We start from the raw sequence: 15,643 nt of genomic DNA on the forward strand, positions 1-15,643 counted from the left end.
TTCACATGTCTGCTCTCTATACTCTGTTCTTTTATACGCTTCAAATCCCATATGTTTGTAGAAACCTTTGACAAAAGGGTTCTGTTCGTTAAATTCTTCCTACTCATATTTTAGCAGTTTCTTATCTCTATGACAACCTGAGCTATTTTTTTCGATGTTCAAGAAATAATGGTTTCAGCTGTCTTCTTTTTCAAACTTGTTAATAACAGATTTGACACTTTTCAACAGCTCCTTGACAGAGGAATGTTCCATTTTTTATTTCCCTTATTCCTCATTTTCTCCACCAATACAGCATTCTTCGTGCTCATCTAAACTTTCGTCTGTCTGAATGGTGACTTTTGTAATTCCATACATTTTGAAATGTTGGCGAATGAGCTGCTGAGTTTCTTTTACAGAAGTTTCCCATATTTTTAACAATTGATTGCTTAGTTAACTCTTATTTCTATAATTTTCAATTATACTCTCCATCTGAATTTCTTTTGCAGACTAAGAATCGATTTATTATGTATATACCCATGACTGACAACTCTGCTAATTGCGAAATTGATTGCAATTGTAAAAATTCCCATAACAGCTTGACCTCCCCTTAATAGTATAGTAGTATAGTACAAGTATTACAAGGTTAAAGCTAACACCACACCGAGGGAGGATTCACATGAAAATAAAACATTCTATTTCATTAGCAATGATTTTATACTTCATAGGCATTCTTATTTATATCATTAATTTCGTAGCACTTATTGACACAGTGACACAAGAGCTTTTATCTACCCTTGCCATGCTAGTTTCAGGTTACCATGTGCTACTAGAAGGTGTTGAAGAGACGATTCAAAACACAAAAAAAGCTGGGAAATTTTTACCCAATACACATATCCTGATGGCTTTGGCAGCTCTTGGTACCGTTTTATTAGAAAATGCAAGTGAAGGTGCTTTGCTCATCTTTATTTTTGCTGGAGCTCATTTTTTAGAGGAATATGTAGAAAATCACAGCCAAAACGAGATTACTCAACTCTTACAGCTAAATCCTACAGAAGCCAGACGAATCAATCCAGACGGCAGCATAGCAGTTGTTCCAGTTTCTGAATTAATTGTAGGAGACCATGTCCAAGTGCTAAACGGGGGACAAGTACCAACAGATGGTATTATTTTAGAAGGAATAGCCAACATCAATGAAGGAACAATCAATGGTGAAGCCATGCCGTGCGAAAAAACTGTTGGCGATCAAGTATTTGGTGCAACTATAAATGGTGCTAGCACTTTTATTATGCAAGTTACCAAAGATAGCTCGGAAACTGTTTTTGCAAAAATTCTAGAATTAGTCAAAAATTCTCAAAACAATCTCTCCCCAACTGCCAGTCGCATTCGTCAATTTGAGCCAATTTATGTAAATATTGTACTGTTCATTTTTTGCATGTTGTTACTTGTAGAGGGCTTTTTATTTCACCAACCTTTCTTCCCCACTCTTGAGATTGGACTGACCTTTATGGTATCTGCTTCTCCCTGTGCTTTCGCCGTATCTGCCATTCCAGCAACCTTAGCCAGTATTTCACAACTTGCTCGGCAAGGAATCCTTTTCAAAGGCGGAGCTTTCTTATCAAATTTAAGCAATGTAAAAGTCATTGCCTTCGATAAAACAGGAACTCTCACCGAAGGCAAACCGAGCGTTGTTAGTTATAAATTTGAGCAAAGTATGCTTACTGACGATAAATTAAAAACCATTATTGTAGCAATGGAAAATCAATCCAATCATCCTCTAGCGACTGCAATTGGAACTTATTTTAAAACGCGGCAAAATAATTTCCCTGCGTTAACAGTTGAAAATAAGGTGGGAGAAGGCCTAATAAGTCATTATCAAGGACAAGAATTTCGCATTGGTAAACCTAGTCTCTTTGTCAATGTAGCACAGAGATGGATTTCAGTAAAAAACGAAAAGGAAAAACAAGGCTGTACAGTCGTGTTTGTTTCTATCAATGAAGAAGTTGTTGGATACATTGCCTTTCAAGACAAACCACAGCATGGCGCCAAAGCAGCAATTCAGTATTTCAAAGCAGCAGGTATAAAAACAGTCATGCTTACAGGAGATGGGCTTTTGGCCGGTCAAGCCATTGGACAAGAGTTGGGTATTGATGAAGTCATTGCAAACACTTTACCAGAGCAAAAAGCCGCAATCCTCCAAAAACTAAAAAAAGAGAATGGTATAACTGCTATGCTTGGAGATGGGATCAACGACGCTCCGGCACTAGTCACATCCGATATTGGTATTGCAATGGGAGAAGGAACAGATATTGCTATTGAAACAGCTGATGTTATCCTGATGAAAAATGATTTAAAAAAACTTATTATTGCTTATCAAATGTCAAAACGATTAAAACGTAATATTTTTCAAAACATCGTTTTTTCCATGACCGTTGTCGTATTCTTAATTATTTTTACATTTTCAAAAAACCTCTCTATCATAGCTAGTATCTCATTGCACGAAAGTTCCACCCTGCTAGTATTACTGAATAGTTTGAGATTATTAGTTTCAAAAAAGTCGGCCTAATAGCTCGTTTTAAAAATTTATAGTTGTCTTGCTTACAATTTTTATTCTTTCTATGATATAATCTTTTAAGAACTCTTATAGGAGCATTTATGAAAAAACAACATTCTGTTTTCTTTTTACCAGGAATTATCATGGTGGGTGTCGCTTTGCGAACGCCTTTTACAACGCTTCCAACTGTCTTGACGGACATTGCTAGTGGACTTCATGTTTCAGTGAGCTCACTTGGTCTTTTGACCAGCCTACCCTTAATTATGTTCGCTCTCTGCTCTTCATTTTCAGCACGTCTAGCGAAAAAAGTTGGATTGGAAAAATTATTTACTCTTGTACTAATGCTACTTGCTGTCGGATCCTTTATTCGGATTTTTAACCTACCACTTCTTTATATAGGAACCCTTCTCATTGGAGCTGCCATTGCAGTACTCAATGTTTTATTACCAAGTGTGATTCAAGCCAATCAGCCACATCGGATCGGGCTATTAACAACGATGTATGTCACCTCTATGGGATTGTCAACAGCTATTGCTTCCTCTATTGCCGTGCCCATAACAGAAGCTAGTTCATGGAAAGGACTAGTCCTTGTATTGACATTTATCTGTCTTCTAGCACTTTTAATTTGGCTTCCCAATACATCTTATAATCATTTCTTGGCGAGTAAAAACAAAGAGCAATCAAGCTCTTCTATTTTGAAAAGTAAGAAAGTTTGGGCTATTATCATTTTTGGCGGCTTGCAGTCACTACTCTTTTACACTTGCCTAACATGGTTGCCGACGATGGCCATACAAGCTGGCATCTCAAACGCTTCTGCGGGATTTTTAGCTTCTGTTTTTAATCTGATTAGTTTGCCATTTTCAATGACCATTCCTAGCTTAACAACTCGGCTCTCTCCTCGCCATCGTCTCATCATGCTTGGTTTAATATCTACATCCGGTCTTATTGGTATTAGCATGCTACTGCTACAAACAAATAATTTTATATGCTGGCTCGTTATCAACATTCTTATTGGTTCGGCAGTAAGCGCACTTTTCCCTTATCTTATGGTTACTTTTTCAATGAAAACAAGCAGCCCTGATCAGACTGCACAGCTATCTGGATTAGCACAAACAGGTGGCTATGTCCTTGCCGCTTTTGGTCCAGCTCTTTTTGGTTACAGTGCAGATTTTTTCCGCTCTTGGATACCAGCTATTATCATTTTGCTTGCTCTTACAGTCATCATGATTATTGCGCTCTTTTATGTAGAAAAATCTGATAAAATTTTATAAAAAAACGAGAATGAAATTCGAAACTAGATTTCTATGAAATCACACGTTCGTCTTCATTCTCTTTTTTCTTTAACAATTCGAAGTCTGTTTCTAAATCACTATCCTATTACAAATATCCAAACATCAAAAAAGAAACTATTTAGTGTCACGCCTTTTATCAATTATATGACTCCAGAAAATCAAAAAATAAATTCATCATCTCCATAACTTCTACAAACATTTCAACATTCGTCATCAATAGACTTTTTCCATGTTTCTTCATCTGGTAATAACCCTATTTTTGCAATTTTTGACACATGACGATTGCCAGCTACATAAAAGCAAAGTGGCTCTTCTCGCCAATGATCTACACAAGTAACACCAATTCGTGGACGTGAACTAATTTGCAAAGGAAGTGCATCGGCTGCCAGTTGCAAACGTGATTCTTGTAAATTCTGACCATCAAAAGCTTTACTAATCCCTACAAATTTGGTTAATTTCCCCGGACCATTAGCAAGTAAGGTACCATCTGGTAATTCCAAGGCCCGAATCAAGACGGCTTCTGCTATATTTTCAGCCCTCGTCACTAAATTCAGCATCTGATGACCGTAAATCTGATAGACATACCAATGCCCTGCTGATAAATACATAGATTCATTTTTCGGACTGCGTTTACCATGCGCACTATGGCAAGCACTATCTTTTGCACCCAGATAAGCTTCCGTTTCAACAATTCTTCCTATGGACTGTCCATCCAAATAAAGTTGCATGCCAAGCAAGGCTTTTGCTGTAGCAATTGTATCTACTCGCATCAGCTCTTGAAATTCTTTTGAAATCATGGTCTTATTATAACATGAATTTTACACAAAAAAGCAATCGTATTTGTCCAACTTTTGAAGGCAGTACAATTCGATTGCTTTTTTCTTTAGGAGATTAGTATGAGAAAAGGTTTTTAGGATTATCTATAGTATAAGAAAGTTAACTTAAATTTGCCTTAAGGTTTTACAGTTGAACCACACTGTTAAAAAACTTATAAAACATTAAAAAAACTTGTAAACACTTAATCTCTATGTTAAAATGAAATCATAGGAGGAAGAGTATGTATCAAGAACAACGATTAAATAAAATATTAGAATTACTTGCAGAGAAAAGACAGCTTTCTGCAAAGGAAATGGTTGACTATTTTCACGTTTCTAAAGATACCATTCGCAGGGATTTTGCTATTTTAAGTGAGCGCAAGCTCGTACAACGGACTCATGGTGGAATCCTTCCTTTAGAAAACAAACAACAAATCCTCTCCTTCAATGATCGTAGCAAAAAATTTACCAAGGAAAAAAGAAAAATTGCTCAAAAAGCGTACGAATTGATTGAGGAAGAACAACTGCTTTATTTTGACGTCTCAACAATTATCTTGCAATTAGCTCAATTGATGAATCAAAAAAACACTATTTATTCACATTCTTTGGACAATGCTATCATGATCAGCGGGCATGAACAAGTTGATTTTCATCTGTTGGGGGGTAAATTCTATCCCAAAAACCGCTTCTATTATTCCTTAAATGAAGCTGAATTATTAGAACATCTTCAATTCGACATTGCTTTCTTTGGAGCAGCAAGTTTGAAAAATGGACAAGTTAGCTATGAGGATGCTGAAGATGCCTATATTAAAAAACTAGTCATGCAACATAGCCAAACGAAAGTATTGCTAGCCGAGCAGGAGAAATGGCAAAAAAATTCCAATTATATTTTAAGCGATATCAGTTCATTCGACTATTGGATTACAGACCAAAAGCCAACTACAGAAATCAAGGCACTCCTATCTGACACTTTAAAAATTCTCTACTAAATTTACAGAGGTACAACTATGAAGAAACAAAAGATTCATTTGATTGTCAGTGATATTGATGGAACTATTTTAAACGATCAACATCAGGTTGACCAAAATCTGAAAGATCAAATCCCACTTTTAAAGAAGAAAAATATCCCCTTTGTCTTGGCATCTGCTCGCTCTCCGCTTGGCATGGAGCCAATTGCACACGAATTAGGGCTTGGTGGTAATCCTTTAGCTTGCTACAATGGCGCTCTCGTTATTAAAGGTAATCCGCAACATTATGAAACTATCATTGAACACCCTTTGGATAAAAAAGAAATTCGGACTTTCATTGAATTAATTAAGCAAGAATTTCCAACAGTTTCTATCAATCTCTACTCTGGAAAGAACTGGCTAGCCGACCGTTTTGATAAGTGGATCCAGATTGAAGCTGGCATCACTGGAGAAGTCCCCACAATTCAAAATCTACTCATTCCTGTCTTAGATGTACTTGTCCCAATTCACAAACTTCTCTTAATTGATGAACCTACAATGATTCAACAACTTTACAGGTATCTCCAAACCCTTGATTTTCCTAATACAGCTTTCTATCTTTCAAAAGATAATTACTTAGAGGTCACTGCTAAGAATGTCTCCAAAGAAAATGCCCTTCAAGAAATCGCTCAACACTATCAGGTTCCGCTTCCTCAAGTCATGGCAATCGGAGACAATTTCAATGATCTTCCGATGATAAAGTTAGCTGGTTTTGGAGTCGCTATGGGAAACGCCCCTGAACCTGTGAAAGTTCAAGCCACCGCTATTACTCAAACCAATAATCAGCACGGTGTTGCCAAAGCCATTGAAGATTTTATCTTTATTTAATGTAACTAAAGTTGTTAAAAAACTGAAGCAAACATCCCAGACTTTCAAATTTTCATGACTGGCTCAAAGTATGGTTTAAGGTAAGCAATAAAGGCTCTGTAAGAATAACAAACTAATTACTAAGCTTTTATTACCCCTGCAGCTTATCACTGTTGCGAGAACCGAACAGCATAATTAGACTCTACAAGTTCCCAGTTTTAAATCTATTATCTTTACACCTTTTTATAGCTAAATTTCAGTCTATCCTACAACATGATAATAATCAAAAGCAAGGCGTGAACTCCCATCTGCTACATAAATCACACCACACTCTTGAAATCCAAATTTTCGAATAGCCGCCTGCATAGGTCGATTATCCTTATGAGTATCAATTCGCAAATAAGAGACTTTTCGGCTGCAAAACTCAAAACATTGCTTGGCCAAACCCTTTGCTTGACCATTTGAAGCAAGACGGTGAATTGTCCCATAAGGTTGATTCAAGTGCCAGTCTCCCTTTTCAATAAATTGATACGTCTCATCCTCTCCGATTATTAAAGTAAAGACACCAACAATTTGTCCCATTTTTTCAAAGACATAGCATGTTTCATGCTCAATATCCTCTATCACTAATTTTCGGCTAGGATAAGTCGTACCCCACTGAGTTGGATTGCCCTGCTGGGACATAAACTTTCTAGCATAAGAAAAAATTGACAAAATCGCTGGTAAATCTCCTCTTTTTGCAAGTCGTATCATAACACTTCCCCTATTCTAAAAAGCTGAGAGACTCTCAGCTTTGATACAATCATTATTTAAAATCTTTGACATCACCATCATAATTCGCCCATTCTTGGCTAAAGAATCGATTATCAATTTGATAAGTAGGAGCGGGTTTTGGATTTGAAATAAAAGGATTCACAGCCTTATCAAAGGCTAGCCATCCAAGCCATCCCATATGAATCGTATCCTGCATAAAATAAGGTTTTCCACCATCATTTGAAAAGTCTGCAATATTGGTAAAACCTTGGCTTTCTAATTGATAACGAATTTTTTTCACAGCTTGTTGGTATTTTTCCTGACTCAAACCTGTGTAAGCCATCCACTTAGCATTGACAGGGGGGATGACAAAGATTGGATTCGTTTTTGACTTTGCAAACTGATTCAAGACAAGTTGTAAATCATTATACTCAGGAGATTTGATATACGAAAACTTTGCTTGCGTTCCTTTCAATTTTTTTATGTGTTTCCGCAAGCGATGTCTATAAAACTTATTAGCAATCCCTAAGTTATTATTAGTGGTATTTCTCTGAGCATCTTTTGTTGCAAATTTTTCCAAATCTTGATAAGAAAATTTATCTGGTAGTCGCTTGACCTGAGGCTGTACTAATTTTTCATAATTCTCATTATGTTCGGCAAAAAGGGAGCTAAAAAGAGCGTCTTCGCGCTTATTCAAGCGGCTTATAAGGCGAATGTACTGTTTATCGAAATTTGAAGGTTTCTGATTATTAGCTACTTTTTTTACATTATCCTTCATAGCAACTGTCGGATATAGTTGCAAGAGACGCTTCGCCGCATATTGAGCAGCAATGTCTCCTTCTTGTTGGTGCAAGAAACTAGTTAATTGATCACTATTAAAATATTGTTGAAAAGCTGCAGGGCTGTAGCCTTTTTTTGTAAACCATTGAGGAGAAATCACATAAACAGCTGTTTTGTTTTCTATTTGGGGAAGCATTTGTTGCATCCCAAAATATTGTGTGAGAGATGCCGCTCCACGTTGTCCCAAAAAATATGGACGATAATTCCGCTTGTATTTTTCAGACAAAACAGCCGGGTGCATACTATCAAATCGCAACCATTCACTAGAACCGAAATAAGGAACAAAACGATGTTTTTTATCTGTCAGAGCACGTACCTTTTGTGCTCTTCCCTTAAAACTCCCTGCCGTTAGAGTAACTGCTGAGCGCTTTTCAGATTGATAATCATGTTGCTGCTTCGTTGGATAGAAAAACAGTAAAGCCACGACCATCAAAAAGGCACAAAAAACTGGACCTAAAATGAGCCACAATCGTTTAAGCATTGCGAAGCTCCATCACACCTTCGACAATTTTATTAGCGGTATTCCAATCGTCACGACCAAATTCTGAGACTGGAACATGAATATCAAAATGATTTTCCAATTCAACAATCAATTCAACTGTACCCATGCTATCTAGAACTCCTGCATCAAACAAATCTTCATCCATCATGTCAGATACGTCTTCCATAAACAAATCTTCAATAATTTCTAATACTTCTGCTTTTACGTCCATTAGAGAACTCCTTTTTATTTTTTAAACCATAAATCATTCAAAAATCCTGAGAAGATTAAGAATGAAAACATTACAACGTTAAAAGTGATAAAGATTCCCACTGCTTGCGTCCATTTATTATCCGGCAATAGCGGTAAATTCTTCTTTTTCCGTTCTTTATTGACTGTCTTCTTCTTCCGTAGCCAAGCATCATTCACAACGAGACCTAGACCATGGAAAAGTCCATAAGCAATATAATACCAAGTAACACCATGCCAAAAACCCATGACCAGCATATTGATGATGTAAGCAACACTTGAAGTCGTGTTGCGATTTTTAAAAACTTTATTTCGTATGAGCACTGTAACCAAACGCATGAAAACAAAATCACGGAACCAGAATGATAAACTCATATGCCAACGATTCCAAAATTCTTTCAAATCACGCGAAACAAATGGTTTGTTAAAGTTAATCGGACTTTTGATTCCCATTAAGTTAGAAACTGCAAGTGCAAACATGGAATAGCCTGCAAAATCAAAAAACAAATCTAGACCAAATACATACATCACTCCTAGAGTTGGAAGGTTGAAGATCCCCCCCATTTGAAGAGCATACTGCTTCAAAGGTGGTAAAATCATGGAACCAAAGATATGCGCTAAAATAAACTTATATAGGAAACCCAACATGATATATTGAACGGATGTTTCTAGCATATCCAACAATTCATCACGTTCTGGAATAGTCTCATAGTCTTTGTTAAATCGCTTAAAGCGATCAATTGGTCCACTTGAAAAAGTTGGCATAAAGAGCATGAAACGTAGAAATTCCCATAAATTAAATTCTTTTAGCACTCCATCTCGAAGCTCAATAATCATTCCTACTGAACGGAAAGTTAAGTAGGAAATTCCTAAAAAGCCCAAGAGTGATTGATGACCATAAATAGCTGGCGTTACCTTTACAAAGAAAAGCGGTAGGATAGACAAAGCAATGTGCAAATAGAAAATCCATTTGCTATCTCCCGTTTTTCGATAAATTTTATAAGTCCAAACCCAAAGCATTTGCCAAAGAACATAAAACAGTAGAGCATAGATTTGTGTTAATTTAGGTCCAATTAACATAAATATAATGAAAGCTAAACTAACTAAGGCCTCATAAACGGGAAATCTCTTTTTGAAGAACAAACCAACAAATATAGGCAAAACAGCTAAAATGATATAAACAAAATATTGTGGATCCCCGTACGGTTCCAAATGAGGAATCTGTCTTATGAAATCCATCATCGATTGTTAACCTCACTAATCAAACCTTTAATATCAATCTTCCCATTCGGTGTTAGTGGTAAAGATTCACGATAAAGGAATTTTGAAGGCATCATATAAGACATCATAATATCTTGTAAGTCATCCTTGATAGCTTTTGTGATGTCGATCTCACGCTCAAATTGTTCTTTCACTCCGTCTTTCAAGATAACATAGGCTAAAAGATTTTGTACTTTATGATCTTTGTTATATCGCGGTACAGCCACAGCCGAATCGACATATTTGGATTTGTTCAGATTTTGTGAGACATCTTCCAGCTCAATGCGGAAACCATTAAACTTAATTTGGAAGTCCATGCGACCACCGTAAAGAAGTAAACCTTCGTCAGTCATGGTGCCAACATCTCCTGTATGATAGGCTGGTAGCCCTTCAAATTCAAAGAATGCTTCAGCTGTTTTTTCTGGATTGTTCATATAGCCTTTTGACACAGCGGGTCCAGAAACGATAATTTCACCTTGCTCACCGTTTGGTAACTTGTTTCCATCTTCGTCAATAACAAAGGTTGGTGAATCTAGTTTGGTATAACCAATCGGCAAGCGTTTCATGTTTGCTAGCATATCATCTGTTATGGCAACGGCAGATAAAGCCACCGTTGCTTCTGTCGGACCGTAAGCATTGATAATACGCGCATTTGGGAAACGGTCACGCAATTTTTGTGCTGTTTTAACCGTCAATTCTTCCCCGTCAAAGTAGAAATGCGTAATGCTTGGCATTTTTTCAGCGTTGAAATCTTCCGATAACATCGCCATATCTGCAAAAGACGGTGTTGATGTCCAAATGGCAATCGGCAAATTCAAGATAGTTTCAAATAACTGCTTGAAATCTTGCGTAATGGCAGACGGAACCGCAAAAAGTGTGCCTCCAAGTGCTAAGGTTGGCGCCCAATACATAACCGATAAATCAAAAGAATACGGTGGCTGTGCCAGCATTTGTGGCTGCTCTGGAGTCGCAAATTCCTTATCTGTAATCATCCAGTTAGTGAAACTGAGCAAATTATCGTGCGAGATTTGCACACCCTTTGGCTTTCCAGTCGTTCCTGAAGTGAAGATGATATAGTAATTATCATCCCCTTTAACAGAATGTGTAAGCTGGTAAGACCTTTTTTCTGCAAAAGCTGCTTGAACTGTTGCTAAATCAAGAATTGGTATCGATTTATCTTTCAGTGGAAATTCATTGATCGCAATGATGAGACTAGGTTGTGCCACTTCCACAATTGCTGTCACACGTTCAAGGGCGGAATGACTATCAATCGGGATATAGGCATGACCTGACTTCGTTAAGGCTACAAAAGTCGCCAACATGTCGTATTCTTGCCCACCAAAAACTACTACTGGTGATTTCTCAGGAAGCGCAAGGCTATCAATCTTTGCAGCAAGGGAATCTGAGTCCACTTTCAAATCATGATAAGTATGAACTTCTCCGAGGACATTGTAAACTGGAAAATCTGGTTGAGACTGAGCAAAATACTCAATCGTTTCAATCATATCATTAATTACTGAATTGGTCACAATCTGCTCCTAAAATTCATTGTAGATAAAACCACCTTGACCTTGGCCAAGATAATTAAAGAAATAAAGCAAGGCTAAAAATATCACAAAATAAAGTAGCGTCTGCCCAAAAAATTTAAAAATTATTTTATGTTTTTTCATTATATTCATCACTTTTGTCTTACTTCTAAGATAGACTTAGTATATTTTACCATTTTCTAGCGCAATTTTTCAATACAAAACATTCTTTAATTAATGAATTAAGCTAGAATTAAGGTTTATTTACAACAAACCTAGGGAAATCACAGATGTGCTATCTCAAAAAACTAGAAAAGAAAATGGTTTTAGACTTACATTTTAAAAATATATAAAAATTTTATATATTTTCTTGACTTTGAAAGTGAAAAGCACTATACTATGTATAGAAAAATTATATATAAAAATATTATACATAGGAGGTGACTCATGTATTTTCCAACATCTTCTACCCTGATTGAATTTCTCATTCTAGCGATTTTGGAAAGTGAAGATTCCTATGGCTATGAGATTAGCCAAACGATTAAATTGATTGCCAATATCAAGGAATCAACCTTATATCCTATTTTAAAAAAGTTAGAAAAGAATCGTTACTTAACAACTTATTCTCAAGAATATCAAGGTCGAAAACGAAAGTATTACTCTCTTACTCCAAATGGACGAGAGCAATTAAGTACCCTTAAGGAGGAGTGGAAAGTGTATACAGCAACAGTCAACGGCATTATAGAAGGGAGCGTTCGTCATGACAAGAACTGATTATTTAGCCGCATTAGAGAAATCCTTAAAAATATTACCTGAGGCAGACTATAAAGAAGCGATGGATTATTTTACGGAATACTTTGAAGACGCTGGATCTGAAAATGAAGCACTAGTTATTAAAGAGTTAGGAGATCCTAGAGACGCAGCAGAAGAGATTATTCGCTCGCTTTCAGCACATTTGACAGAAGAGATAAATTCTGATAGTCTAGCAAAACAACCATCTCCGAATATTCATCCTTCACAATATGCTAGCGACACTTATATCTTTGAAGATTACTCAACCGTCTCTGAATTGCATATTGATGTGAGTACTAAAGATATTCAAATTGAGCCTTCACCTGATGCTTTCTTTCATATCAAATACTACAACGGAAAGAGCAGCAACCAGTTAAGCTCGATTGTTCGTGACAAAAAATGGTATATTACAGAAAAAGGAGCAGCAAACTCTAGTGGTTTGAACTGGATTATTCATGTTATGAAAAATGGTCTGGATCGGCATCCAGTTTGCATTCAAATCCCAAGTGGAACTCTTCTCCAATCTTTCTCATGCCAATCTTCTTCGGGAGACGTCAATATCTCTCAACTGCAAACGCAAGAAGGAACGATTGAACTTGCAAGTGGTGATCTATCCATGCGGCATTGTCAATTACAACAGACCGATGTGACCCTTACTAGTGGCGATATCCATCTGGCACATGCCAAATTAACAGATTGTAAAATTACTCTTGTATCAGGTGATCTCGACACGCATTCTTTAAAAATTGCTGGCAAAACCTCTATTCAAACAACAAGCGGAGATGTTACGCTTCATTTGTTGCACCATGATTTTAGCTATGATATTGAAACGGTACATGGAGATATTTCTATTTCTGAGCAGCTCCAGCCAAGCCACCAAATTGTTGGCAACACAATCCGTCATAAAGTATCAACTTCTACAGATTCTCTTGCTATCCAAGCTGTCAGCGGAGACATCAATCTTTATTAGAGGTTTAGCATGAAACAGATTGATTGGTTATTCTTTGATGTTGGCTCAACTTTGGTAAATGAAGAGAAAGCCTATCAAGATCGGATTAAACAGGCTCTTGCTGATACTAATATTTCTTATGCAGCATTTTATCAAACTATGATCCACTATTTTATGGAAAATAAAAAAGGCGATGTAGAAGCTCTGAAATATTATGGTCTGAAACTTCCAGCTTGGAATTCGGATTTAGAGGTGCTTTATCCTGATTGTAAGAATGTGCTGAAAACTCTTCACTCACACTACAAGATTGGTATCCTTGCTAATCAATTACCGAATCTACTGGCAAGATTGAGAAACTTTGGTATTGATTCTTACATAGATCTCATTATTTCTTCTGCCGATGTTGGTCTGGCAAAACCTAATCTAGCCATTTTTAAGCTGGCTCTCCAACAAGCAAACTGCTTGGCTGAACATGCTGTGATGATTGGCGACCGTTTAGACAATGATATTCTTCCAGCTAAACAACTTGGTATGCGAACTATTTGGATCCGGCAGGGTTTTAGTCGCTTGACTCACATAACTAACCCAGCAGAAACTCCAGATTGGACTGTTGATAATTTGGCAGAAATAGGAGATATTTTGAAGAATTAGTAACATAAAAAGCTAGAGCAAGAAACTCTAGTTTTTTAATGTCATTAATTTTATTATAGCATATATTTTCCTTCAAAAATAGAATTGTTTTTTGCTATTGTGCTATATTGAAGCCCAAGGAAGGGGAATTGTTTAAGCAGTTCCTTAGTGTTATTCTTAAATTGTATGATTAGTTTTATTGTGAAGGTCAAACGAAAGAGGTTGGGGCTCCCCAGCCTCTTTTCATGCTATTTCCGACCTCCGCCCATCCCATTTGCATTTTGAGTAGTTAGGCTAGCTGTTGCAGTCGTGGATTGTCCATTGACTGTAATGGTGTAGCTTTTACCGTCTTTAATAGCAGCTGAGCTCGCCAGAACAGATTGGAAATTCTTAGCAGCGGTGTAACTGAGGATTTCTTTTCCTGACGAATCAGAAATCGTCACCTTAGCACCAGCATTCCCAGATACATTCGTAAGGATAGAGGCCTGTTTAGAGTTTGAGCCAAAGCCCATTGCCATGCCATTGCTACCGACCATTACAACGGTGCCACCAGTAATGGTGCCATTGCCATCATAGTCAAGAGCACCATTGCCACCATTTGTGGGACCGTCCACATAAACTTCCCCACCTGAAATGGTCAAATCCCCATTAGAATCCAAACCGTCACCTTGTGCATTAATCTTTATCTTACCACCAGTGATTGTCAGGCTGACACCAGCAGTAGCTTGTCCCGGAGTCTTTTTACTACTATTGCCGTCTGCAGCATTGATACCATCATTATTAGCTGTCAAATCCAAATTCCCACCATTAATGGTCACAGTCTTGCCTTCAAGTGCTTCCTCACTCTTTTCTACCTTAATCGTACCACCGTCAACAAGAGCAATGTTAGAAGCATGAATACCATCATCTCCAGCGTGAATGGTTATCTTGCCAGAATGGATATAGAAATTCCCCAGAGACGTATTTTTATCATTGTCTGCATGAATTGCATCATAAGTAGCAGTCAAATTCATTGTTGCGTCTTTGATATTGATTGCGTCATTAGCTGAAAGGGCGTTTTTATAACCTTTAATCGTATAAGTTCCGCCTGAAATACGCAAATCATCATTAGACTCAATAGCATTCCCATAATTGCCTTCTACCGTCAAACTGCCAGAACCATTGAAAGTGAGATCATCTTTACTGTAAATTGCAGCATCATACTTTGTATTCTTGTGATGGGCAGAATCCGAAATCGTATTCTTACTACCTTTTGCAAGGGTGATAAAAGTCTTATCTGCATTTTCTACGACAATTGCAGCATCTGTTCCAGTCATCCTGACACCATTCAGAACTAGCTGAACCTTATCTTTTTTCTTAGCTTTCACAATGATTTGAACGTTTTCACTTGAACCCGACAAGATATATGTCCCAGCTTTAGTAATTGTCACCGTAGATCCCGACACTTCTGCACCAGAACCAGAAGCCTTAGCAGATGACCCGCTCAGACTAATCTTAGTTGCTTTTGATTCATCATAAGAAGCATCTTGGTCACGCTTGGTAAAATAATTGGACAGTTTAACGGTCGTTACCTTACTGGTGCTAGAGGAATTGGTACTGGTTGAACTACCGTTTTTCGCACCACATGCTCCTAAAGCAACTGTCAATAGAACAAGCGGAATCAAACGTTTGAACTGTTTTCGTTTTGAGGTTGATCTTCTCATGGCTATCCT

Annotated in this window: 15 protein-coding genes and 1 pseudogene; 7 read left to right on the forward strand and 9 right to left on the reverse strand. The window is 37.2% G+C overall.

What is annotated here, in order from left to right:
* Nucleotides 1-264: 264 nt before the first annotated feature.
* Nucleotides 265-572 (reverse strand): annotated as a pseudogene (locus tag PCY10_RS09690) (hypothetical protein); the annotation flags it as partial.
* A gap of 83 nt (nucleotides 573-655) precedes the next feature.
* On the opposite strand from PCY10_RS09690, the gene PCY10_RS06475 reads away from it, so the two are divergent.
* Both PCY10_RS06475 and PCY10_RS06480 read left to right on the forward strand, forming a co-directional pair.
* On the forward strand, nucleotides 656-2,542 hold the full coding sequence (locus PCY10_RS06475) for a heavy metal translocating P-type ATPase (RefSeq protein ID WP_021003340.1): 1,887 nt from the start codon (nucleotides 656-658) through the stop codon (nucleotides 2,540-2,542).
* Between the two features lie 89 nt (nucleotides 2,543-2,631).
* Nucleotides 2,632-3,801, forward strand: coding sequence for an MFS transporter (locus tag PCY10_RS06480; protein WP_003075384.1), 1,170 nt, complete (start codon nucleotides 2,632-2,634; stop codon nucleotides 3,799-3,801).
* A gap of 221 nt (nucleotides 3,802-4,022) precedes the next feature.
* Here PCY10_RS06480 and PCY10_RS06485 read toward each other — a convergent pair whose 3' ends face one another.
* Nucleotides 4,023-4,619 (reverse strand): DNA-3-methyladenine glycosylase, encoded by a 597-nt coding sequence (locus PCY10_RS06485; RefSeq protein WP_021003342.1) that lies wholly within the window; start codon nucleotides 4,617-4,619, stop codon nucleotides 4,023-4,025.
* A 260-nt stretch (nucleotides 4,620-4,879) separates the two neighbouring features.
* Between PCY10_RS06485 and PCY10_RS06490 the strand changes: the two genes are divergently transcribed.
* A complete protein-coding gene (locus tag PCY10_RS06490; RefSeq protein ID WP_003075389.1) occupies nucleotides 4,880-5,626 on the forward strand; it encodes a DeoR/GlpR family DNA-binding transcription regulator in 747 nt (248 codons plus the stop codon).
* A gap of 18 nt (nucleotides 5,627-5,644) precedes the next feature.
* On the forward strand, nucleotides 5,645-6,472 hold the full coding sequence (locus PCY10_RS06495; protein WP_003077361.1) for a Cof-type HAD-IIB family hydrolase: 828 nt from the start codon (nucleotides 5,645-5,647) through the stop codon (nucleotides 6,470-6,472).
* Between the two features lie 240 nt (nucleotides 6,473-6,712).
* Here the strand turns inward: PCY10_RS06495 and PCY10_RS06500 are convergent, their stop codons facing one another.
* From PCY10_RS06500 to PCY10_RS06525, 6 genes are read right to left on the reverse strand one after another with little or no spacing between them, the layout of a single operon-like run.
* Nucleotides 6,713-7,204, reverse strand: coding sequence for a GNAT family N-acetyltransferase (locus PCY10_RS06500; RefSeq protein WP_003075393.1), 492 nt, complete (start codon nucleotides 7,202-7,204; stop codon nucleotides 6,713-6,715).
* A gap of 52 nt (nucleotides 7,205-7,256) precedes the next feature.
* Nucleotides 7,257-8,525 (reverse strand): D-alanyl-lipoteichoic acid biosynthesis protein DltD, encoded by a 1,269-nt coding sequence (dltD, locus tag PCY10_RS06505; protein ID WP_021003343.1) that lies wholly within the window; start codon nucleotides 8,523-8,525, stop codon nucleotides 7,257-7,259.
* Complete coding sequence (gene dltC / locus PCY10_RS06510) at nucleotides 8,518-8,757, reverse strand: D-alanine--poly(phosphoribitol) ligase subunit DltC (RefSeq protein ID WP_003075397.1); 240 nt, start codon at nucleotides 8,755-8,757, stop codon at nucleotides 8,518-8,520. Before dltC ends, dltD begins: the two co-directional genes overlap by 8 nt.
* Nucleotides 8,758-8,771: 14 nt before the next feature.
* Nucleotides 8,772-10,016: a D-alanyl-lipoteichoic acid biosynthesis protein DltB gene (gene dltB, locus PCY10_RS06515; protein ID WP_021003344.1), complete on the reverse strand. Its 1,245-nt coding sequence runs from the start codon at nucleotides 10,014-10,016 to the stop codon at nucleotides 8,772-8,774.
* Nucleotides 10,013-11,563: a D-alanine--poly(phosphoribitol) ligase subunit DltA gene (gene dltA, locus PCY10_RS06520; protein WP_021003345.1), complete on the reverse strand. Its 1,551-nt coding sequence runs from the start codon at nucleotides 11,561-11,563 to the stop codon at nucleotides 10,013-10,015. The genes dltB and dltA overlap by 4 nt, the downstream gene beginning before the upstream one ends.
* A gap of 9 nt (nucleotides 11,564-11,572) precedes the next feature.
* A complete protein-coding gene (locus tag PCY10_RS06525) occupies nucleotides 11,573-11,704 on the reverse strand; it encodes a teichoic acid D-Ala incorporation-associated protein DltX (protein WP_003026731.1) in 132 nt (43 codons plus the stop codon).
* Nucleotides 11,705-12,007: 303 nt separating this feature from the next.
* On the opposite strand from PCY10_RS06525, the gene PCY10_RS06530 reads away from it, so the two are divergent.
* From PCY10_RS06530 to PCY10_RS06540, 3 genes are read left to right on the forward strand one after another with little or no spacing between them, the layout of a single operon-like run.
* Entirely contained in the window at nucleotides 12,008-12,334 is a 327-nt protein-coding gene (locus tag PCY10_RS06530; protein WP_003075404.1) for a PadR family transcriptional regulator, read from the forward strand.
* A complete protein-coding gene (locus PCY10_RS06535; protein WP_021003346.1) occupies nucleotides 12,321-13,322 on the forward strand; it encodes a DUF4097 family beta strand repeat-containing protein in 1,002 nt (333 codons plus the stop codon). Before PCY10_RS06530 ends, PCY10_RS06535 begins: the two co-directional genes overlap by 14 nt.
* A 9-nt stretch (nucleotides 13,323-13,331) precedes the next feature.
* Complete coding sequence (locus PCY10_RS06540) at nucleotides 13,332-13,952, forward strand: HAD family hydrolase (RefSeq protein ID WP_009569692.1); 621 nt, start codon at nucleotides 13,332-13,334, stop codon at nucleotides 13,950-13,952.
* A gap of 227 nt (nucleotides 13,953-14,179) precedes the next feature.
* Here the strand turns inward: PCY10_RS06540 and PCY10_RS06545 are convergent, their stop codons facing one another.
* Complete coding sequence (locus PCY10_RS06545) at nucleotides 14,180-15,634, reverse strand: carbohydrate-binding domain-containing protein (protein ID WP_021003347.1); 1,455 nt, start codon at nucleotides 15,632-15,634, stop codon at nucleotides 14,180-14,182.
* Between the last annotated feature and the right edge of the window lie 9 nt (nucleotides 15,635-15,643).

The sequence above is a fragment of the Streptococcus sp. SI1 genome (assembly GCF_030439945.1).
GTDB lineage: Bacteria > Bacillota > Bacilli > Lactobacillales > Streptococcaceae > Streptococcus > Streptococcus intermedius.